Annotated in this window: 18 protein-coding genes; 17 read left to right on the forward strand and 1 reads right to left on the reverse strand. The window is 52.3% G+C overall.

Features of this window, described 5'->3' with window-relative positions; genetic code table 11:
- Nucleotides 1-26: 26 nt before the first annotated feature.
- The 7 genes from pseB to tviB all read left to right on the forward strand — a co-directional run bounded on the left by pseB (nucleotide 27) and on the right by tviB (nucleotide 6,893).
- Nucleotides 27-1,025 (forward strand): UDP-N-acetylglucosamine 4,6-dehydratase (inverting), encoded by a 999-nt coding sequence (gene pseB / locus QQF73_RS06475; RefSeq protein WP_219866288.1) that lies wholly within the window; start codon nucleotides 27-29, stop codon nucleotides 1,023-1,025.
- A 3-nt stretch (nucleotides 1,026-1,028) separates the two neighbouring features.
- On the forward strand, nucleotides 1,029-2,189 hold the full coding sequence (pseC, locus tag QQF73_RS06480) for a UDP-4-amino-4,6-dideoxy-N-acetyl-beta-L-altrosamine transaminase (RefSeq protein ID WP_285367660.1): 1,161 nt from the start codon (nucleotides 1,029-1,031) through the stop codon (nucleotides 2,187-2,189).
- On the forward strand, nucleotides 2,186-2,887 hold the full coding sequence (gene pseF, locus QQF73_RS06485; RefSeq protein ID WP_285367661.1) for a pseudaminic acid cytidylyltransferase: 702 nt from the start codon (nucleotides 2,186-2,188) through the stop codon (nucleotides 2,885-2,887). Before pseC ends, pseF begins: the two co-directional genes overlap by 4 nt.
- Nucleotides 2,880-3,977, forward strand: coding sequence for a UDP-2,4-diacetamido-2,4,6-trideoxy-beta-L-altropyranose hydrolase (gene pseG, locus QQF73_RS06490; RefSeq protein WP_285367662.1), 1,098 nt, complete (start codon nucleotides 2,880-2,882; stop codon nucleotides 3,975-3,977). Before pseF ends, pseG begins: the two co-directional genes overlap by 8 nt.
- Nucleotides 3,977-4,486: a UDP-4-amino-4,6-dideoxy-N-acetyl-beta-L-altrosamine N-acetyltransferase gene (gene pseH / locus QQF73_RS06495; protein ID WP_345782948.1), complete on the forward strand. Its 510-nt coding sequence runs from the start codon at nucleotides 3,977-3,979 to the stop codon at nucleotides 4,484-4,486. Before pseG ends, pseH begins: the two co-directional genes overlap by 1 nt.
- Nucleotides 4,487-4,501: 15 nt before the next feature.
- Nucleotides 4,502-5,554, forward strand: coding sequence for a pseudaminic acid synthase (pseI, locus tag QQF73_RS06500; protein WP_285367663.1), 1,053 nt, complete (start codon nucleotides 4,502-4,504; stop codon nucleotides 5,552-5,554).
- Nucleotides 5,555-5,630: 76 nt separating this feature from the next.
- Nucleotides 5,631-6,893 carry a Vi polysaccharide biosynthesis UDP-N-acetylglucosamine C-6 dehydrogenase TviB gene (gene tviB, locus QQF73_RS06505; RefSeq protein ID WP_219868036.1) on the forward strand — a complete coding sequence of 421 codons (1,263 nt, stop codon included), beginning with the start codon at nucleotides 5,631-5,633 and terminating at the stop codon, nucleotides 6,891-6,893.
- Nucleotides 6,894-6,960: 67 nt separating this feature from the next.
- Here tviB and QQF73_RS06510 read toward each other — a convergent pair whose 3' ends face one another.
- Entirely contained in the window at nucleotides 6,961-8,322 is a 1,362-nt protein-coding gene (locus QQF73_RS06510) for an MBL fold metallo-hydrolase (RefSeq protein WP_285367664.1), read from the reverse strand.
- A 90-nt stretch (nucleotides 8,323-8,412) separates the two neighbouring features.
- Between QQF73_RS06510 and cysQ the strand changes: the two genes are divergently transcribed.
- The 10 genes from cysQ (at nucleotide 8,413) to QQF73_RS06560 (ending at nucleotide 20,343) form a co-directional block, all read left to right on the forward strand.
- A complete protein-coding gene (cysQ, locus tag QQF73_RS06515) occupies nucleotides 8,413-9,171 on the forward strand; it encodes a 3'(2'),5'-bisphosphate nucleotidase CysQ (protein ID WP_285367665.1) in 759 nt (252 codons plus the stop codon).
- Nucleotides 9,172-9,176: 5 nt separating this feature from the next.
- Complete coding sequence (gene rfaH / locus QQF73_RS06520; RefSeq protein ID WP_285368285.1) at nucleotides 9,177-9,656, forward strand: transcription/translation regulatory transformer protein RfaH; 480 nt, start codon at nucleotides 9,177-9,179, stop codon at nucleotides 9,654-9,656.
- 238 nt (nucleotides 9,657-9,894) lie between these two features.
- The gene (locus QQF73_RS06525; protein ID WP_285367666.1) at nucleotides 9,895-11,952 is read left to right on the forward strand and encodes a YjbH domain-containing protein; all 2,058 of its coding nucleotides are present in this window, start codon (nucleotides 9,895-9,897) and stop codon (nucleotides 11,950-11,952) included.
- Nucleotides 11,953-12,128: 176 nt separating this feature from the next.
- Nucleotides 12,129-13,079: a hypothetical protein gene (locus tag QQF73_RS06530; RefSeq protein WP_285367667.1), complete on the forward strand. Its 951-nt coding sequence runs from the start codon at nucleotides 12,129-12,131 to the stop codon at nucleotides 13,077-13,079.
- Nucleotides 13,080-13,171: 92 nt separating this feature from the next.
- Nucleotides 13,172-14,278 carry a polysaccharide export protein gene (locus tag QQF73_RS06535; RefSeq protein WP_285367668.1) on the forward strand — a complete coding sequence of 369 codons (1,107 nt, stop codon included), beginning with the start codon at nucleotides 13,172-13,174 and terminating at the stop codon, nucleotides 14,276-14,278.
- 4 nt (nucleotides 14,279-14,282) lie between these two features.
- Entirely contained in the window at nucleotides 14,283-14,726 is a 444-nt protein-coding gene (locus QQF73_RS06540; protein ID WP_285367670.1) for a low molecular weight protein-tyrosine-phosphatase, read from the forward strand.
- 5 nt (nucleotides 14,727-14,731) lie between these two features.
- The gene (locus QQF73_RS06545) at nucleotides 14,732-16,945 is read left to right on the forward strand and encodes a polysaccharide biosynthesis tyrosine autokinase (protein ID WP_285367672.1); all 2,214 of its coding nucleotides are present in this window, start codon (nucleotides 14,732-14,734) and stop codon (nucleotides 16,943-16,945) included.
- Between the two features lie 296 nt (nucleotides 16,946-17,241).
- Complete coding sequence (locus QQF73_RS06550) at nucleotides 17,242-17,826, forward strand: acyltransferase (RefSeq protein WP_285367673.1); 585 nt, start codon at nucleotides 17,242-17,244, stop codon at nucleotides 17,824-17,826.
- Nucleotides 17,826-19,250 (forward strand): lipopolysaccharide biosynthesis protein, encoded by a 1,425-nt coding sequence (locus QQF73_RS06555; protein WP_285367674.1) that lies wholly within the window; start codon nucleotides 17,826-17,828, stop codon nucleotides 19,248-19,250. The genes QQF73_RS06550 and QQF73_RS06555 overlap by 1 nt, the downstream gene beginning before the upstream one ends.
- Complete coding sequence (locus QQF73_RS06560; protein WP_285367675.1) at nucleotides 19,240-20,343, forward strand: glycosyltransferase family 4 protein; 1,104 nt, start codon at nucleotides 19,240-19,242, stop codon at nucleotides 20,341-20,343. The genes QQF73_RS06555 and QQF73_RS06560 overlap by 11 nt, the downstream gene beginning before the upstream one ends.
- Nucleotides 20,344-20,390: the final 47 nt, after the last annotated feature.

Genomic DNA, 20,390 nt, shown 5'->3' on the forward strand with positions numbered 1-20,390 from the left:
AACTGAACTGAGGCGATTCATTATCCATGTTTAACAACAGCTCTATCCTTGTCACTGGCGGCACTGGCTCGTTCGGCCACACCTTTGTGCCCATGCTCCTTGAGAAATTCAATCCGAGGCGCGTTATCATTTTCTCCAGGGACGAGATGAAGCAGTGGGAGATGGCAAAGAAATTCACCGGCGATCATCGCGTTCGTTTTTTTATTGGCGACGTTCGCGACAAGGACCGGCTATACCGCGCTCTCGATGGCGTTGATTATGTGGTGCACGCCGCCGCGACAAAGATTGTCCCGACGGCAGAATACAACCCGTTCGAGTGCATCAAGACCAACATCAATGGTGCGATGAACCTCATTGATGCCTGTATCGATAAGGGCGTTAAGCGTGTTGTGGCACTCTCCACCGACAAGGCAAGCAGCCCCATCAATCTATACGGTGCGACCAAACTCGCCTCGGATAAGCTGTTTGTTTCCGGTAATTCTTACGCGGGCAGCCATGAGACCCGCTTTTCCGTGGTGCGGTACGGGAATGTGATGGGCTCCCGGGGTTCGGTCATTCCTTTCTTCATGTCGCTCAGGGATAAAGGTGTTCTGCCTGTTACCGATGAGCGAATGACGCGCTTCATGATTTCGCTCGAAGACGGCGTTGAGCTGGTCTGGCATGCGTTTGAGGACATGGAAGGCGGCGAGATCTACGTGAAGAAAATCCCCTCCATGAAAGTAACGGACCTGGCCCGGGTGGTCGCACCCGATGCGGAGCAGGAGATTGTTGGCATCCGCCCCGGCGAAAAACTCCACGAACAGATGATTGGTGCCGAAGACGCCTACTATACCTACGAGTATCCTGAACATTTCAAGATCTTACCGGCGATCCACGATTGGAGTTCGGATGCGAACCGGATCAAGGACGGCAAAAGAGTCCCGGAAGGGTTTATCTACTCCAGTGACAATAATTCTGAGTGGATGTCCGAAGGGGAGTTGCAGGCCTGGATCGATTCGAACCGAGAAAAGATCGGGAGCCTGTGATCCATGATTCCCTACGGTCGGCAGGAGATTACCCAGCATGATGTCGATGCCGTTGTTGAGGTGTTGCAATCTGACTTCCTGACTCAGGGGCCGAAAGTCCCGGCCTTTGAGAAGAAAGTAGCGGAACACGTCGGCGCCCGCTTCGGTGTGGCGGTGAACAGCGCTACGTCCGCACTGCATATCGCGTGTGCTGCGCTGGGGTTGTCGGAAGGGGACTGGCTTTGGACGTCGCCCGTGACGTTTGTGGCATCCGCCAATTGCGGTCTTTACTGCGGAGCCAGGGTGGATTTTGTCGATATTGACCCCGCAACATACAACCTCTGCCCCCAGGCACTGGAGAAAAAGCTCAAGCGCGCGGAGGCGGAAGGTAAATTACCGAAGATAGTTGTAGCAGTTCATCTCTGTGGACAGCCGTGTGACATGGCGGCGATCAAGACCCTGGCCGATCGCTACGGTTTTAGAGTGATTGAAGACGCGTCCCACGCCATTGGCGGGAAATATAGGGGCGAGTTCGTCGGGAACGGTCGCTACAGCGATATCACAGTTTTCAGCTTCCATCCGGTCAAGATAGTGACAACCGCAGAAGGCGGCATGGCCGTGACCAACGACCCGGAGCTTGCCGCTGATATGGAGTTGTTGCGAAGCCATGGGATCACCCGGGATCCGAGCCGAATGACGCACGAACCGGATGGGCCGTGGTACTACCAGCAGGTCGATCTGGGGTTCAATTACCGGATGACCGAGCTCCAGGCAGCGCTTGGAGTGAGCCAGATGGATCGGCTCGACAGTTTTGTTGCGCAACGTCACGAGTTGGCAAAACGCTATGACAACCTTCTTGCCGATCTTCCGCTGACGGTACCTTTTCAGCATCCAGACAGCTATTCGGGGCTCCACCTGTACGTTGTGCGCCTGCATCTCACTGGCGCCGGTCCTTCTCATCGGCAAGTCTTTGAATCCATGAGAGAGCAGGGGATCGGTGTCAATTTGCACTACATTCCAGTGCATACGCAGCCCTATTATGCAGCCATGGGATTTTCGCCGGAGGACTTTCCAGAAGCCATGCGTTACTACCGGGAAGCAATCAGTCTTCCCATGTTCCACGGCCTGACGTTTGAACAGCAGGACACCGTGGTTGCTGCATTAACGAAGGCGATCACTGCATGAAGGTCGCGATAATACCAGCGCGCGGAGGTAGTAAGCGCATACCTCGAAAGAACATCCGCCAGTTTTGCGGAAAGCCCATGATTGCCTGGTCCATTGACGCCGCAAGGCGAAGTGGTTGTTTCGATCGGATCATCGTTTCAACAGACGATGATGAAATCGCAGACGTCGCACGAGAGTATGGTGCGGAAGTTCCGTTTCAGAGGCCGGAGCGACTGTCTGACGATCATGCCGGCACGATTCCCGTGATTCGACACGCAGTTTCCTGGTTGCTGGACAGCGGTTTTCCCGTGGATTATGCATGCTGCATCTATGCCACCGCGCCGTTCCTGGCGTCGGAAGACCTTCAGCAGGGTGAACGGAGATTGCGTGAATCCCGGTGCAGCTTTGCCTTTTCGGTGACAAGTTATGCCTTCCCCATCCAGCGGGCGTTGCGATTGAAGCAAGGCGGCCGGGTGGAAATGTTCTACCCCGAGCAGTTTGCAACGCGCTCCCAGGATCTGGAGGAGGCGTGGCACGATGCCGGTCAATTCTACTGGGGAACGGCGGATGCGTGGATTGAGGAACGCGTTATCTTCAGTCCGGACTCCGTAGCCGTGCCGGTTCCTCGATATCGGGTTCAGGATGTGGATACCCCGGAGGATTGGGCGTCCGCGGAGTATATGTTTGAAGCGTTGAAAGCCCGAAATAACCATGGTTGATAACTTGCGGGTCGTTTTCAGAGTCGATGCTTCCCTGGAAATCGGTTCCGGCCATGTGATGAGGTGTCTGACGTTGGCCGCTGCCCTTGCCGAGAAGGGCGCTCGATGTACCTTTGTGATGCGCGAGTTGCCCGGCAGTCTGGCAGTCATGGTGGGTGGCAGAGGTCACGAGGTAAGGATGCTGCCGGAACGCGAAGCCCCGAATAGCGAATCGCTTCCCGGCCATGCAGGCTGGCTTCGGACGGACTGGGAAACCGATGCTGCCGACACCATCGCCGAAATCCGGGATGCTCGGCCCGACTGGTTGGTCGTCGACCACTACGCCCTTGATGCCAGGTGGGAGCAGGCTCTCGCCGACAGTGCAGAGTCGTTGTTGGTGATTGATGATCTCGCCGATCGACCCCACGTGTGCGATGTTTTACTGGATCAGAATCTCGGGCGAAGTCAGAGCGATTACGACGGTTTGCTGCCCACGGACGCGGGGCAACTGATAGGGCCCAGATACGCCTTGTTGCGACCTGAATTTGCCCAGAAGCGCGCCCGCAGTCTTGCGCGACGGCGGTCCGGGGACGTTAAAACTATCCTGGTGAGCATGGGCGGCGTAGATAGCGAGAATGTAACCGGCGATGTACTGCGGGCACTGGATTCAGTTGAGGAGCTGGCATCCTGTCACGTTACCGTGGTGATGGGTGGCGGCTCTCCCCATGCTGAGGAAATTTCGGGGCTGGTTCAGAGGATGCATCTGCGCGCCCGAGTAATGGTGAATGTGGGCGATATGGCATCACTGATGTCTGACGCGGATCTGGCCATTGGCGCCGCGGGGGGGACCGCCTGGGAGCGATGCTGCCTTGGTTTGCCGTCCCTGTTGATTGTGATGGCGGCCAACCAGAAACCCGGAACTGACGCGCTGGATAGAGCGGGAGCAGCCCTTGCTATTGGGGACCGGCGGCATATATCGAAAACCTTGGCCGGCGCAGTAGGGTCGTTGCTTGATCCGGTTGAGTTACGGGCCATGAGCGATCGAGCCGCCTCTCTGTGTGACGGTGAGGGCGTCAGGCGGGTTGTTGCGCAAATGCTTGGAGAGTCCTAGTGAAGACAGGTGAATTGAGGCCGATGGTTTCCGGGGATCTCGATCGCGTTCTTGCCTGGCGTAATCATCCGGATGTGCGAAGGTATATGTACAGCAGTCATGAGATTGCCCCGGACGAGCACAAGCGCTGGTTTGAGGGCGTTCAGAAGGAGCAAGGAGTCTCACTGCTGATATACGAGCTCGACGGCATTCCGTGTGGCTTCGTCAATATTTCCGAAACGCGATGGCCGGCAATCGCCGACTGGGGCTTTTATCTGGCACCGGATGTAAGGAGTGGGACAGGGCGCGGACTGGGTCAGGCTGCGCTTGGGCATGCTTTCGGAACCATGAAGTTACACAAGCTCTGTGGCCAGGCCATTGGATTTAACGAGCGCTCGATCAGGTTCCACCGCGCGCTGGGGTTTACACTTGAAGGCACGCTCCGGGACCAGTTCTTCGACGGTGAGCAATACCATGACATTGTCTGTTTCGGGATTCTTGCTTCAGAATGGCAGAATTCGAATTCGTAACCATTAGGCATATTTATGACTGAGGCGATGATTACTATCGATGGGCGGGAGATCTCCCGAAATCAGCCCCCGTATATTATTGCGGAACTGTCGGCCAATCATAACGGCAAGCTTGAAACGGCAATGAGGATCATCGAGGAAGCGGTTAAAGCGGGAGCGGACGCCGTTAAGCTGCAAACCTATCGCCCGGACACGATTACACTCGATTCCCAGGCAGAGGGGTTCTGTATCAAAGGTGGCTTGTGGGATGGCCGCACGCTTTATGAATTGTATGAAGAAGCGCATATGCCGTGGGAATGGCACAAGCCACTTTTTGATCACGCCCGTAAGCTGGGTATTACTATTTTCAGCTCACCGTTTGATACCACTGCGGTCGATTTACTCGAAGAGCTCGGTGCCCCGGCCTATAAGATTGCTTCATTCGAGGCGGTAGATTTGCCCCTTATTGAATACGTTGCCCGCACCGGGAAGCCGATGATTATTTCCACCGGGATGGCCGACGAGGAGGAGATTCGGGAAGCGGTCGATGCCGCCCGAAATGCTGGCTGCACCCAACTCGCTATCCTTCACTGTGTGAGTGGTTACCCGGCTCCGGCTGAGGACTATAATTTGCGTACCATTGTCGATATGCAGGATCGTTTTGGGTTGGTTACTGGGTTGTCCGACCACACCCTGGATAACACCACAGCTATTGCCAGTGTCGTCCTCGGCGCATCGATTGTAGAAAAGCATTTTACGCTCGACCGGCAGGGAGGGGGCCCGGACGACAGCTTTTCATTGGAGCCTGAAGATCTCGCCGCGTTATGCCGGGATAGTAAAACCGCGTGGAAAGCGTTGGGCCAGATAGATTACGGAAGGAAGTCCAGTGAACAGGGTAACGCCCAGTTCCGCCGTTCGCTGTATTTTGTTCAGGATATCAAGGCGGGCCAGGTGATCCAGGAGAGTGACATTCGTAGTGTCCGCCCTGGGTATGGTTTAGCCCCCAAGTATCTAAAAGAGGTTGTCGGTAAGGTAGCAACACGAGATATTGAACGAAACTCACCAGTCGCGGAAACGGATTACCAGTAGGAATTGTAATGGCTCCGGTTCTTAGGGTAAGGACGGAAAGCATTGTTCAGGTGTAATCATGGCAAAGGGACTTAAAATGAAGAATATTGCTGTTATTGGTCTGGGTTATGTCGGCCTGCCGCTTGCCGCAGCATTTGGGGAGCAGCGCCCGGTTAAAGGGTTCGACATTAACCGCAAGCGGATTGCTGAGCTCAAGGATGGGGTGGATTTAACTCGCGAAGTTTCACCGGAAGAGCTGCGAGGCGCCTCCAAACTCTCCTTCACCGACTCTCTTGAAGAAATTCGTGAATGCGAGATTTTTATCGTTACAGTTCCTACCCCGATTGATGAATACAAATCCCCGGACTTGAATCCGTTGATTCAGGCAAGTGAGAGCGTCGGCAAAGTTCTCAAGAAAGGCGACATCGTTATTTATGAATCCACGGTATTTCCGGGGGCAACCGAGGAAGTATGTGTCCCGATTCTGGAGCGTGAATCCGGACTGATCTTCAATCAGGATTTCTTTGCCGGTTACAGTCCCGAACGTATCAATCCGGGTGATCGGGAACATCGTGTCACAACCATCAAGAAGGTGACGTCCGGCTCCACTCCAGAAATCGCCGAGGAAGTGGATGCACTCTATGCCGGCATTATCACCGCCGGCACCCACAAAGCCAGTTCCATCAAAGTTGCCGAAGCCGCCAAGGTAATTGAAAACACCCAGCGTGATCTGAACATAGCGCTTATGAACGAACTATCGATGATCTTCTCTCGGTTGAAAATCGACACGCACGAGGTGCTTGCCGCTGCGGGAACCAAATGGAATTTTCTGCCTTTCAAGCCGGGGCTTGTCGGCGGGCATTGTATCGGTGTAGATCCCTATTACCTGACCCATAAAGCCCAGGCGATCGGATATCACCCGGAGATAATCCTGGCAGGCCGTCGGGTGAACGATAATATGGGGCCTTACGCTGCCGCCGAGTTAGTTAAGGCAATGATCAAGAAGGGGCACACGGTTGCCAATTCTCGTGTGCTGATCATAGGGTTTGCATTTAAAGAAAACTGTCCTGACTTGCGCAACACCCGGGTTATTGACGTAGTGAAGGAGTTGCAGGATTTCGGTTGTTCTGTGGACATAATGGATTGCTGGGCAGACGCCGGCGAAGCTTTCAACGAATACGGGGTTTCGCTTGTGGATTCTCCGCCCTTCGGCGGTTACGACGCACTGTTACTGGCCGTTCCTCATCGAGAGTATGCTGACAAAACCTCAAGTGACTTGCGTGCTTATTTAAAGAAAACGGGCGTTCTTTTCGATTTGAAGGGCGTGCTACCACTTGGGGAGGCAGATCTGAGACTCTGACCTTGCCAGGACAAGTCCCAGGTGAAGCCAGGAACCCGGGACTTGTCGAAAGCAGTGCCAAGCTTAGCTAAAGTTCAACCTCCTCAAACAATTCCGGCACTTCAACATCCCACCCAAACCGCTCACAAATCCGTTTCCGCATCACATCACTCGCCAACATCTCCCCATGCGTTACAAAAACCTTCTCGGGCTTTAATTCCCCCTGGCCCAGCCATTCCAGTATTTCTTCATAATCCCCATGGGCCGAAAGCGAATCCAGGTTGAAGACATCCGCTCTAACCGGCCAATACTCCCCATGAATCTTCACCGACTCCGCGCCGTTCACCAATGCGTCCCCGCGCGTACCCGGTGCCTGGAACCCTGCGAACACAATGCTGTTACGCTCGTTAGGCAATAGCGTCTTCAGGTGGTGCAGCACCCGGCCGCCACTGGCCATGCCGCTGGCGGAAATAATCACGCAGGGGTAGCGCACGGCATCCAGTGCAATGGATTCCTCGACCGTCCGAACAAACTTGGTGCTGTTATCAATCAGTTCGCACTGCGCCGTGCTGAGCTTGTGCTCTTTGTTGTGTTTGCAGAAAATCTCGGTGGCCTTGATTGCCATCGGGCTATTTAGGAAAACCGGCAACTTTGGAATCTGGCCTTCACCCATAATCTTGTGAATCACGTAGAGCAACATCTGCGCCCGGCCAACCGCAAATGCCGGTATCAGCACGATGCCACCCCGGCCCGCGGTTCGGGTGATAATCTCTGCCAATTCTTTCTCGGGATCGGTCTCTGCGTGCCGACGGTCGCCATAGGTCGACTCGCAGATCAGTACGTCTGCCTCTTTCAGAGGTTCCGGAGCTCGCATGATGACGTCGTTCTGACGGCCTACATCGCCGCTGAATACCACAATGCGATCACTCTCCTTGTGATGCACATGCACACAGGATGAGCCCAGAATATGCCCCGCCGGGGTAAAGGTCACTTCCATACCCTTCACTGGCTCAAATGGTTCGTGGTAATGCAGGGATTCGAAATGTTTAAGCGCCTCCCACGCATCCTTTTCCGTAAAGAGAGGCTCTGGTTTCTCGTGTTTCGAAAACTTTTTCCGATAGGCATACTTGGCGTCCTCTTCCTGGAGAAAGCCAGCATCAGGCAGTAACACCTTGCACAAGTCGTGGGTTGCCTTGGTGCAGTAAATTTTTCCTTTAAATCCGTTCTTGACCAGCGCTGGCAGGTAGCCTGAGTGATCGATGTGCGCGTGGGTGAGTACCACGGCATTAATTGTTGAAGGCTTTACCGGAAACTCAGCCCAGTTACGCCGCCGGAGGGTCTTAACGCCCTGGTACATGCCGCAGTCCACGAGTAGGCGGTGTTTCTCGTCGGAAAGCAGGTAGCGGGAGCCGGTGACGGTTCCCGTGGCGCCAAGGAAGCGAAGTTTCATGGTGGCATCCTTCTGTTTCAGCATTGAGGGAATGTTACTATCGCTCAGAATAGTTCATATCATTTTGATCTGAAGCAGGAAGCGAAAAGCATGCATTACAGCTCGATCCTTGAGGATGTTATACAAGTGGCCGACAAGGCCAGTGAGCGTGTTCTTCACATCTACCAGTCGGATTTCAAGGTGAACTATAAGAGGGATGACTCGCCCATCACCGCGGCCGACATCGCCAGCCATGATGAGATTGTAAAAGGCCTGCGTGGAATCAGCCGGGACATCCCCATCCTCTCGGAAGAGGGCGTCGACATTCCGTGGGAAGAACGCAAGCATTGGCGTCGGTTCTGGTTGATTGATCCGGTTGATGGCACCAAGGAATTCACTCAGCGCACGGGCGAGTTCACGGTAAACATTGCGTTGATTGAGGATGGGGAGCCAGTGCTTGGGGTTGTGACCGTCCCGGCGCTTAAGCAAGCCTATTGGGGCGTGAAAGGGCAGGGCGCCCACCGCCGGGATCGGACGGGCCGTATCCAAGAGATTCGCGTGGTGAAACCCAAGTCGGCCAGGCGTGTCGTTGCCAGCAAAAATCACCTGAATTCAGAAACTCGCTCGTTCATTGACCGCCTGGGTGACCATGAGCTCGTGCAGGCTGGCAGTTCCCTGAAGTTCTGTCTTATCGCGGAAGGTCGTGCTGACCTTTACCCCCGGCTGGGCCCGACCAGCGAGTGGGATACCGCAGCGGCTCATGCAGTGCTGACCGCTGCTGGCGGCAAGATCCACACGCTGGATGGCAAGCCGCTTCACTATGGCAAAGAGAATCTACTGAATCCCCATTTCGTTGCAGAGGGTGGCTGATGCATATGAGTTGGTACGCGCTTCAGCACAAACCAGCCCAGGGTGACCGAGCCCTGACGCACCTGGAGAACCAGGGCATTACCTGCTTTTACCCTAAGGTCAGTGTCGAAAAGATTCGGGCAGGTAAACGCGCGAAGAGCCGTGAGCCGCTGTTCCCGGGTTATCTGTTTGTCTCGCTTGAGCAGACGGATCCCATGTGGGCTAAGCTTCGGTCAACCCGTGGCGTTATCCGGGTAGTAGGCTTCGGCAACAGGCCGGCCGCCATTGAGGATGAGGTCCTCGAGCACATCAAAACCGGTCTGGATACCGTTGAGGAAAAAGGAGGGATTCGCCCAGGAGAGCCCGTAGAACTGCAGGACGGGCCCTTTGAGGGGCTGAATGCAATTTTCCAGGCCTACGACGGCGAAGAACGGGCCATTGTTCTTATCAGCTTCATGCAACAACGGCAGCGCATCAAGGTTCCGGTCTCTGCCTTAAAGCGCTAAACCGTTAGCTTTGCGATCTTGTTAGTTGTAATCCTGAGCCTTTTACAAATGTTTACGTTCCTAACTATCTGAAACTGCGTCGGGCCGCTATTTGGCTCTTGTGTGGTCCAAGGGAAGCCGTAGAATCCCTCCCTGTCTAGAACAGCATATTCAGGGATCGACTGGAACCAGCAAGGAGGGTGGTGCTGCCCTCCCGTGCCCCTCCGGTTATCCGTCTGTAAAAGCCACAATGAATTATATGACCTCAAAACACTGGACCCTGGTCGGTGGGGCGGTAGCGTGCCTGAAGGCCTTTTTCATCGCCGGTTTGCTCGGCGGCGTCACCCTCATCAGCTGCCGGGTATCGGCGGGCGAGCTGGCCTTTCCGGGATACAGCGGCTACCTGAACATTCCCTCCGCCACCGTGCTTGATCACGGCGGGGCGGCGGTGCAGTACTCCGACCAGGCGTGGGAAACACGAAATTCTGGCCAGCAAAATTCTTACGGTTACTACAACAACGTCGCCGGTCTTTTTGGGATTTTCCCTAATGTCGAAGTAGGCGGGCGGCTTACGTGGGATAAAACGCAGTGTAATGGATATACGGAGAAGAACTGTGGCATCCGCGATCTCTCCGCCAATGTGAAAATCCAGGCACCGTTTATCCCGGAAGAGTGGTTCACGCTGGCGGCTGGTGTTCAGGATCTCGGGGGCGAAACCGACGACTTTGAGGCCGTGTACGTGGTGGCCGGTCGGCAGTTTGGCCCAGTCGAAATCTCTGCGGGTTACGGGGACCCGACGATCGAGAACCGTTATCTGGATGGGCCCTTTGGTGGTGTTTCCTACCGCCCGGCGCCCTGGCTAAACCTAATGGCTGAGTACGACAGCCAGGACGTTCGCCTGGGGCTGGGAGCCAGCACACCAGAAGGCCTGCTGCCGCTGGGCATGCAGGTGAATGGCAACGTGTTGGCTTACGATGAAGGCAACACGGAGAATGACCGCACTTTCTTTTCGGTCGGCCTGTCCATCCCCTTCGGCAATCAGCCTTCAAAGAAGAGGCTTGAGTTGCCCAACAAAACAACTCGCACAAACGCCAGCCCCGTATCAGTGAGCGCCGCCCCAGGTACCAGCCAAGGTGACGATCGGAGTCAGCCCTCGTTAACTAGCGGCAAGTCAAATGAAGGCAAAACCACAGCGCGCCGTATCGGTCAGCAGCTTGTTGAAGAAGGCTATGACCGGGTCAGGGTGGCCAGTGAAGGGGATGTCCTCCACCTTCAGTGGGAAAACAACCTCTACACCCGCGACGAACGGGACTCCATCCTGGATGTGGCTAAGAAGGTTCAGGCGGCCGACGAGCACCACCGTATCGCGACGCTCACGCTCCTCAACCAGAATATTCCGGTCAGCGAGCGAACCATTGAGCTGAAGCAGGCCACTACCGAGCAACCCTACGCGATTGCCGCCAGGTTTGCGCCAGGTAGCCTGCTCAATGCTCAAGAGCCGGAGTGGGACTTCCAGGGCAGCTATGGCCCAACCTGGAAACCACGCATCACGTTAAGCCCAACCATCAGTTCGGGCGTGGCCACCGAATACGGGGTGTGGGATGCTTCTGTCGGCATCAGTGCCGAGATGTCGGTTTCCCTGTGGACCGGTGCCCTGGCCTCCGCCACCTACAATGCCGAGGTCTACGCCACCGAGGATTTCGAAAAGGGCGGGGTGTTCTACGACGACCGACAGCGCACGGACCTGACCGAAGTGGAGGTTCAGCAGACCTTCAAGCTGCATTCCCAGCTCTATACAAGCCTCCACGCCGGCCGCTACGTCTCGGACTGGAATGGGTTGCTGAATGAAACACTGTTGCTCAGCTCCAACGGCCGTCACAGCCTGGCCTATCTGGGCGGTGCCTTCGAGCATGCAGAGTTTGATCAGGCTGAACGCAACCAGATACTGGCCCGGTACAGCTACTACCACCCCGGGTTGAATACCCAGTTTGATGTGTATGGCGGGCAATTCTTCGAGGAAGATACCGGCGTTCGCATTGACAGCCGCTTCTGGTTCGGCGATTACGCCCTGACGCTGTCCTATAAGAACACCGACGCCGAGTTCGTGAGCCTTGGCTGGGTGATCCCCCTGACGCCAGAGAAAACGGGCCAATTCAAGTACGCCCAGATCCGCGGCGATGCCGACTGGAATTACAACGTGCAAACCCGAATTAATGAAGACGCCAATTTCATCTCGTTTGGTGGCGCCCGAGTCATTCGCTCATCTAACCCGATTCGATCTGTTTATCTGAATCGGGGGCGTCTCCCCAATCGGTGATGTTGGCGTAAATCACAAGGTTCTGAATTTAAACAGAGAACATTGCGTTTTAATCCTTGTTCTCTATAGTGAGGCTACGTAGCTTCCTATTAGCCAGCACCGACGAATAATCAAGAAGCAATAACCAAAACCAAGAAAACGTGCAAAAGCTCACTCAGCAGATGTAGAGGCTAGTTATGACTCAGTTGAAAAATGGAAATTTCCAGCGCAACCTCTTTGCTTCAGCCATCCTGGCACCCATGATGATTTTGGCAGGTTGCTCAGGTAGCGATTACCCGACGCAGGAATCGCCAGCCGGCACCGGCGCTGTGAGCGGTTTTGCCTACGATGGTTACTTAAGGGGTGCCAAGGTATGTGTGGACGAAAACCTGAACAAGCAGTGCGACGATGGCGAGCCCAGTTCCGAGACTGTTAATGGTGGCCAGTTCAGCATCAAAGGCCTGACCGACGCCCAGCTGCTCACACCGATGGTTGTGGAAGCGGATGCCAACACCATTGATGAAGATTCCGGGCAACTGGTCGATGTGAATCTGAAACTGCTTGCCCCTGCAGGCACAAAAGCGATCAGTGGCTTTAGTACTATCGTTCAGATGGAAACCGAAAATGCTCTGGCGGCGGGCTCAGTGGCTCCTATTAGTGAAATAATCGCCGAACAGGAAGCTCAATTGCGCGCTGCAATGGGACTCGCGGACAACATCGACCTGATGTCCTACGATCCGGTGGCGCTGAAAAATGATGGTGCCGTCAACGACAGCGCTCGCCGCGCCGCGGCTACAGCACACCTGGTTAATCAGGTAATATCCCAGAACATTGCTACCCTTCTCCCGCAGGCTGAAGCAAATGCAAATGGCGAAAACGCTGCCGCTTTTGGTGCTTTGGTCAACAATATCGATGCGGTGGCAATCAATGCGGCGGTTCAAAACGATGTCTCCGGCCTCGCGTTGCCTGAGCTGGTAAACGCTGACCGCAGCTACGTACCTGAAGCGATCGCGGTCGAGGTGAAAGTTCCTACCACTCAAGAAATTGGTGCACAGGCCCTTCAGGATGAGATCGCAAATGCCGCAATCCAGTTGTCTATCGAGAATGAAGAAACTCCGACAGGCGGAACCGGCGGCACTGGCTCCTAACCGCTAACCCCGCGTAAGAAAAAGGGGCTGGCTTATCCAGCCCCTTTTGTATTCCTCAGAACCTGCAGTAAACCACGGAAACCCAAGATCGGATGAAAGCCTTACTATCCCTGTTCGCTATCCTCTCCCTTGCCGGCTGTTCAGTCATTCCCGGTGCCCATATACCCTATGATCAGGAAGAGGGCGACAGTGTTGACCTGGAAAAGATGGTCGATATCTATGCGATCACGCCGAAGTTGCTCCAGGAAAGGATGGTACAACCGGATCGGAATCCGGTGCTGAACGAACAGCTTGAGGCCGAAATCAAGGATTACGACTACGTCGTGAACCGTGGCGATATCCTGAGCATCACCGTTTGGGACCACCCCGAACTAACCATTCCGGCCGGTTCCGACCGTAGCCCTTCCGAGGCAGGGAACTGGGTGCACAGCGATGGCACCATTTTTTATCCGTACGTGGGTGAAGTTGAAGTCGCCGGGCTCAAGGTGACGGAAATTCGGGATATCCTCCGTAAAAGGCTCGCCAAATATATTGAATCACCCCAGGTAGACGTAACCGTGGCATCGTTCCGTTCCAAGCGCGTCTATCTGACGGGCGAGGTAAAGCAGCCCGGCACCCAGCCGATCACCAATGTGCCCCTGACCTTGCTGCAAGCCGTCAGCAACGCCGGTGGCCTGACTGAGGTCGCAGACTGGACGGACGTTACGCTGACCCGGAACGCAGAAACAACCCGTTATTCATTGCGGGATCTTTACCGCCAGGGCGACACTCGCGAAAACGTGCTTCTCCGCCCAAATGACATCATTCACGTATCCCGCAATGACGCCGCGAAAATCTTCGTGCTGGGAGAGGTTATCAAGCCCATGAGCCTGAACGTTGGGCGTTCAGATATCACTCTTGCCGAGGCACTGACCGAGTCCGGCGGTTTTGACCAAAGTATCGCAAATGCCAATGGCGTTTTTGTTATCCGCAAAGCACCTGAAGAGACTGGCAAGATCGCCGAGGTGTTCCAGCTCTACGCCCGAAACGCCACGGCACTGATTTTGGCGGACCAGTTTCAGCTGCAACCGCGGGATATTGTCTACGTGACAGCGGCACCAATCGCTCGCTGGAACCGCCTGATTACGCAGATCCTGCCGACCGCACAGGCCGTCTACCTCTTCTCCCGCACCGATGGGGAAATTTCAACCAACTACTAACGCCATGTTTAACAACATTCTCATAGTCTGTGTTGGAAATATCTGCCGCAGCCCGATGGCCGAGTATCTGCTGAGGGCCAAGCTGGCCCATCGGCCGGCTAAATCGGTTTCCTCCGCGGGTATTGGAGCGTTGGTTGGCAAGCCGGCGGACGAAACGGCTCTGGCAATCCTCAAGGGGCAGGGTATAGATGCTACCGGCCATCGGGCCCGACAGGTAACGGCGGAAATGCTTACCCAGTCAGAGCTGATCCTGGCGATGGAAGAGGGCCACCTCAACAAGCTACACGAACTGGCGCCACAGATTCGGGGCCGGGCCTTTTTGCTGGGCAAGTGGCAGGATGACCAACCTGTGCCAGATCCCTACCGCCAGCAACGTCCGGCCTTTGAACACGCTTATAAACTGATTGATAACGCCACCAATAGCTGGCTCAAATACCTGGATAAATAACCGCAATGACCGACAGTATGATTAGCTCCGCAAGACCGTCAGACATGCATGGGACCTGGGATGATGATGAAATTGATCTTCTGGCACTATTCGGAACCCTACGGGACGGCCGGTGGCTGATCATTGTAGTGACTCTAGTGTTCACGGCGGTTGGCGTCGCGTACGCGCTGATCCAGCCCCCGATCTATCAGGCGAATGCCCTGATCCAGGTGGAGGACAAGCAGGGCGGCCTTCCCGGCATGGAAAACCTGTCGGGCCTGCTGGAATCCCCCTCCAACGCGGAAACTGAAATCCAGCTAATCAAAAGCCGGCGAGTACTGGGCAAGGTAGTGGATAACCTCAATCTGGACATTGTAGTTACGCCAAACTACTTCCCTGTAGTCGGTGAGGCCCTTGCGCGGCGATTTAACGGCGGGCCCGGCGAGGTGGCAAAACCGCTATGGGGCGCCCAGTACGCCTGGGGCGGCGAGAAGCTGAAAATCACTCGAATGGAAGTTCCGGGACAAACTGGGAATTTTATTCTGAGAGCGACTGACCATGGCTGGGAGTTGCTGGACGAAGAGCGTCAGGTAATTTTGACCGGTAACACCAATGAACTGGCCAGCGAGGGTCGGTATTCCATGATGGTGACGGAGCTCGTTGCCCGGCCTGGCACCCTTTTCAACGTTGCCAAGCGTTCTGATTATACGGCCGCCATCGGATTACAAAGCGATATAGGTGCCAGCGAAAAAGGCAAAGGGTCCGGCATTATTGCCTTGACGTACGAGCATCAGAATCCTGCTATGGCAGAGAGCATCCTGGATGAGGTAGGCGAGAACTACGTTCGCCAGAACGTCCAGCGAAGCAGCGCGGAAGCCGCACAATCGCTGGAGTTTTTACGTAGCCAGTTGCCGCAAGTAAGAAGGGACCTTGAGGCTGCTGAGAAGCGCCTGAACGAGTATCAGGTAACAGCGGAAACCATTGATATTACCGCCGAAGGCAGCTCGCTACTTGAGCAGATCGTAGAGCTTGAAACCCGGATTTCCGAGTTAGAGATCCAGCGTGCAGAGATCGAGCAGCGCTTCCAGCCCACGCACCCGCGCTATAAGGCCTGGGCCTCCCAGATGGCCGAACTTAAACAGCGCCGTGCCGAACTGGATCGCAGAATCGGCACCCTGCCCGAGACCCAGCAAGAGCTGGTGAGGCTACGCCGGGACGTAGAAGTGGGTAACGAGATCTACCTGCAAATGCTCTCCAATATCCAACAACTGGACATAGCCCGAGCAGGTACCGTAGGTAATGTGCGGGTAGTGGACGAGGCGGCAGTGAATACTGCCGCGCCGGTAAAACCTAAACGTTCCTTGATCGCTATGGTTGCGTTGTTGTTGGGCGGCATGGTCGGTGTCGGCATTGTACTGCTCAGGTCCGCTCTGAACAGGGGTGTGGAAAATCCGGAAGACATCGAAAAAATAGGTTTACCGGTCTATGCGAGCGTTCCCCTCTCGAAAACTCAGTCTGAGCTCATGAAACCGAAAAGCAGAGCTCAGCTTCGAGGCAAAGAGCGAACTTCCGGCTTGCTCGCCGTGGTCAATCCGGCGGATCTTGCAATCGAGTCTCTGCGAAGCCTACGAACCAGTCTCCACTTCGGGATGATCGACGCCAAAAACAACATTCTGATGATATCTGGCCCCAGCCCAGGGGTAGGTAAAAGTTTTATCTCCGTCAATCTTGCCGCTGTCATGGCTATGGCCAACCAGAAAGTGTTGCTTATTGATGGCGATTTGCGAAGAGGCTTTTCCCATGATGTGTTAAGAATTCGGAACGAAAAAGGCCTTTCGGACCTTCTTGCCGGTAAGGCAAGTACGGAAGAAGTGGTTCTGCCTTCAGGCATGGACGGCCTGGATTTCGTTTGCCGGGGAACGGCCCCTCCCAACCCGTCTGAATTACTGATGAGCAAGCGTTTCGATGAATTTTTGTCTGGAACTGCTCCGAAGTATGACTTGGTAATTATAGACACCCCACCCATCCTGGCTGTCACCGATCCGGCGATCGTAGGCAAACACGCAGGCACCACTATGCTGGTAACACGCTTCGGTGGGTCCCCTTTAAAAGAAGTGGAGCTCACTAAGCGCCGCTTTGAACAGAATGGCATAGAAGTAAAAGGCGTTATATTCAACGCCATAGTAAAGAAAGCCTCCAATTATGGCTACTACGACTATGCCTATAAAACTGCCGAATGAATACCCAGGCAAGCAGATTGCAAAGCACCCCAAGAAGTGATCGAAGTCAAGCCGGATTAGTGACAGAAATAAGCCTAACAAACAGTATCAGGCCATTTAAAAATTTTCCGAAGATTTGGGTGTAGCCGTGAAGCCAAGGAAAAACTAAATAGAATGATTTCCGTCCGCGGGATGTGCCTCATTCAAAGGCCGATATTAGTAGAGCAGAAAATTTACTGCGCTAGGACTCCAGTCTTCAAATGGAGCCGGTATTGATGAAGTCCTGTTTTGGTGTAAGGAACTCCTGAATTTAAATTATGATTATGATTAAAGTAGAAAATAAAATAAAACAATTCGTTTCGACAATTTTCAGCTATTTTCGTTCTTTATATCTTTTTGGTGACGCGAAAAAAGTCACCTTTGGAAGGTTTGTCAGTCTGAGTGGTCCAGTTAGAATTGGAAATAATGTTGTTATACAAAATAATTCCAAGATTCGAGGGAATAAGGTACAGATAGGTGACGGAGTTTATATTCATGAAAATGTTTTTATAAGGGGAAGAGATGCCGTCATTATTGGCGAGGGATCAACAATTAATAGAAACACCTGTATTCTAGACAAAGTTGTAATTGGAAAATATTGTTCTATAGCGCCGAATTGCGTAATTGTTGGCTCTAACCATAATTTTTCAGATAAGTCTGCTTTGATTAAACGGCAGGGCTCATCATCGAAAGGTATCGTAATAGAGGATGATGTCTGGATTGCGGCAAATGTAACTGTATTGGACGGTGTGAGAGTGGGCCGAGGTGCGGTTATTGCGGCCGGAGCAGTAGTTAACTCTTCTGTGGAACCATTCAAAGTAGTTGGGGGAATTCCGGCAAAAGTTATTGGTGAAAGAAAATAATGGCAGCAAGGCATTATAGTTGGACAGCTTTCAATACATTTGGTGGCGTAGTAATAAGCTTTGTCGGTAACGTTTTTATAGCCAGGCAGTTGACACCCGAAGATTATGGGCTCATGGCTATGTTGGCAATTTTCATCGCGATAGCTATGAATTTTACAGAATCTGGTTTTTCTGATTATTTAATAAGCACTCCTGAAGTAGATAAGAAAGATTACTCCACAGTATTTTTTCATAATATTTTTGTTGGACTACTGTTTTACGGATTGTTAGTTCTCTTCTCTGAGGAAATAGCGAGTTTTTATCAGCATAAAGAGTTGGTAGGTATTGTTCAAGTTGCTGGTTTGGGAATTGTTTTAAAATCAGCATCGCTCGCCGAGATGGCCAAGATGCGGAAGCATTTGGAGTTTAAAAAAATAGCTTTGGTGACCCTGACAGCCAACCTACTATCCATCGCTGCAGCTTATGTCTTGGCTCTTGAGGGCTACGGTTATTGGGCGTTGGTTTTTCAAATTGTTTTTCAGGCAGGGTTTATTCTTGTTTTAGTAATCGTTATTAATCGTTGGTTGCCAGATTTTTCGTTTTCGCTGACGCGTTATAAAAAAATGCGAGGTTTTGGGAATAATATGCTGGCCTCTTATCTATCTAACCAATTGGCTGATAACTTATATACAGTCGTGATTGGCAAATTATATTCGGCCATAAGTTTAGGGTTCTACGCTCAGGCCCAAAAAATCAGTATGGTAGCTTTTAGAGGGTTAAACAGTATTGTTTTAACGACTTCATATTCACTTGTAGCTAAAGAGCGTGATCCGTTAAAACGAAAAGAGATGTACCAAAGGGTTCTGAGTCAATTTTTATTTGTCCACTTTTGCTTCAGTTTTTTTGTGATTGGCTCCGCCTCGTCACTAATAATTCTCGTTTATGGAGAAAAATGGTCTGGAAGCATACTCTTCTTACAGTTAATGATATTAGCTCTTCTTTTCCAGCCCCTAGTAACGGTTAATGCTAATATCGCTAAGGTAGAGAATAAAACAAATGTATACCGCAACTTAGCATTTTTTCGAAATGGCATAATTTTTTTTGCGCTGTTAATTACGTATAGGTTTTCTATCGAAATTATGCTTTTAGGGCAAATAGCGGCGAAGTATATTTCAGCTATTGTGGATGTTTTTGTTTGTGGTCGATATGCAAGGTTTTATACCAATGAGCAGCTGAAGGTTGTAATAAATAATTTAATTGCACCAATATCTGCCTTTTCTTTAGCGGCATGGAGCGTGACAGCGTTAAATGAGAATTGGTTGCAGCTTATTAGCTTTTCTGGAGTTTATTTGTTGGTTTTTCTCTTGGTGGCTATCTTTCTGAGAAATAGCACGCTATATTTTTATCTAAATAAACTAAGAAGGCGTTTTGGGAATGGGTTGTAAAAAAGTTGTCATTCTGCATTTGGCCCACTGGCATCAATTGCAGGGCGGCGCAGAACTACAGCTAAAATATTTTTCTGAATTTTTAATAAGCCGTGGCTATCACGTTCATTTTATTTACTTAGATAGGACCGAAAAAACAGTTCACGGCGGCAACCTAACTCTCCATCCCATAAAGTTTTTCCATTGTTCCGGACGATTTGGCAAATATTGGTTCCTTTATAAATGGAAGCTTTCAAAAATCCTCGATGACATTGATCCAGATTTCCTAATCTCAAGGACCCGATCCTCTTGGTCAGGCATTGCCGCTAGATATGCCTCTAAAAACCAAAAACGACATATTCATTACGTTGCTTCAGACAACGACGTTGTTTTTAAAAAGCCAGGATGTTATCGAGTTTTTGACTCAATCGAGTCCGTTTTTTATAAAAGAACATTTGAGGGAGCGTCAAAAGTTATTTGCCAAAACCATTTTCAAAAGGAAGCCCTGAGTAAAAGGTTTAAAATTGATCCGACAATACAAACACAAGCTGCACCCTTTCCCGAAAGCTCCGTTCAGGAGAAAAGCAGCGACGTTATCCGCGTGGTATGGATTGCCAATATGAAGCAGCTAAAAAGACCTGAACTGTTTCTTAGTTTAGCTAAGCGGTTTGAAGGCAGAGAAAATCTTCACTTCACCATGGTGGGTGGCGATCAAGAAGGGAAATATCAACGAGAATTGAATGGTCGAAAGACGCAGAAAAACTTCACATATATCGGCAAAGCGGATAATCAAGAAGTTAATAGATTGTTGGCACAATCCCATATTCTTGTAAATACGAGTGACTATGAGGGCTTTTCAAATACATTCGTCCAAGCATGGATGCGAGGTGTGTATGTTGTATCTTTAAACAGTGATCCAAGTGGTCTCATGAAGAGAAACAGGTTGGGCGAGAAAACCAGGACTTTTGACCGACTGTGCGAGGTGATTGAAGATCTATCATCAAAACCCGCAGCGCTAGCAGATCGGTCTTATGATATTGCTAAATATGCTTTAGAGAACCATTCAGTTGAGGCCGTTTACTCAAGATCTTTTCAAGAAATCGTAGATGGATAAACAGAGCTTCCATTTAATGCTTGGATCCTGTCGACCACAAATTCCGT

This window comes from Marinobacter albus (assembly GCF_030238305.1).
GTDB lineage: Bacteria > Pseudomonadota > Gammaproteobacteria > Pseudomonadales > Oleiphilaceae > Marinobacter > Marinobacter albus.

Excerpts from the sequence above, each read along its gene's own strand:
- pseB (WP_219866288.1), top strand. The coding sequence starts at position 27 with ATGTTTAACAACAGCTCTATCCTTGTCACTGGCGGCACTGGCTCGTTC.
- QQF73_RS06540 (WP_285367670.1), top strand. The coding sequence starts at position 14,283 with ATGTTTAACAACATTCTCATAGTCTGTGTTGGAAATATCTGCCGCAGC.
- tviB (WP_219868036.1), top strand. The coding sequence starts at position 5,631 with ATGAAGAATATTGCTGTTATTGGTCTGGGTTATGTCGGCCTGCCGCTT.
- rfaH (WP_285368285.1), top strand. The coding sequence starts at position 9,177 with ATGAGTTGGTACGCGCTTCAGCACAAACCAGCCCAGGGTGACCGAGCC.
- QQF73_RS06550 (WP_285367673.1), top strand. The coding sequence starts at position 17,242 with ATGATTATGATTAAAGTAGAAAATAAAATAAAACAATTCGTTTCGACA.
- pseC (WP_285367660.1), top strand. The coding sequence starts at position 1,029 with ATGATTCCCTACGGTCGGCAGGAGATTACCCAGCATGATGTCGATGCC.
- pseG (WP_285367662.1), top strand. The coding sequence starts at position 2,880 with ATGGTTGATAACTTGCGGGTCGTTTTCAGAGTCGATGCTTCCCTGGAA.
- QQF73_RS06545 (WP_285367672.1), top strand. The coding sequence starts at position 14,732 with ATGACCGACAGTATGATTAGCTCCGCAAGACCGTCAGACATGCATGGG.
- QQF73_RS06555 (WP_285367674.1), top strand. The coding sequence starts at position 17,826 with ATGGCAGCAAGGCATTATAGTTGGACAGCTTTCAATACATTTGGTGGC.
- cysQ (WP_285367665.1), top strand. The coding sequence starts at position 8,413 with ATGCATTACAGCTCGATCCTTGAGGATGTTATACAAGTGGCCGACAAG.
- QQF73_RS06530 (WP_285367667.1), top strand. The coding sequence starts at position 12,129 with ATGACTCAGTTGAAAAATGGAAATTTCCAGCGCAACCTCTTTGCTTCA.
- QQF73_RS06510 (WP_285367664.1), bottom strand. The coding sequence starts at position 8,322 with ATGAAACTTCGCTTCCTTGGCGCCACGGGAACCGTCACCGGCTCCCGC.
- QQF73_RS06560 (WP_285367675.1), top strand. The coding sequence starts at position 19,240 with ATGGGTTGTAAAAAAGTTGTCATTCTGCATTTGGCCCACTGGCATCAA.
- QQF73_RS06535 (WP_285367668.1), top strand. The coding sequence starts at position 13,172 with ATGAAAGCCTTACTATCCCTGTTCGCTATCCTCTCCCTTGCCGGCTGT.
- pseF (WP_285367661.1), top strand. The coding sequence starts at position 2,186 with ATGAAGGTCGCGATAATACCAGCGCGCGGAGGTAGTAAGCGCATACCT.
- QQF73_RS06525 (WP_285367666.1), top strand. The coding sequence starts at position 9,895 with ATGACCTCAAAACACTGGACCCTGGTCGGTGGGGCGGTAGCGTGCCTG.
- pseI (WP_285367663.1), top strand. The coding sequence starts at position 4,502 with ATGACTGAGGCGATGATTACTATCGATGGGCGGGAGATCTCCCGAAAT.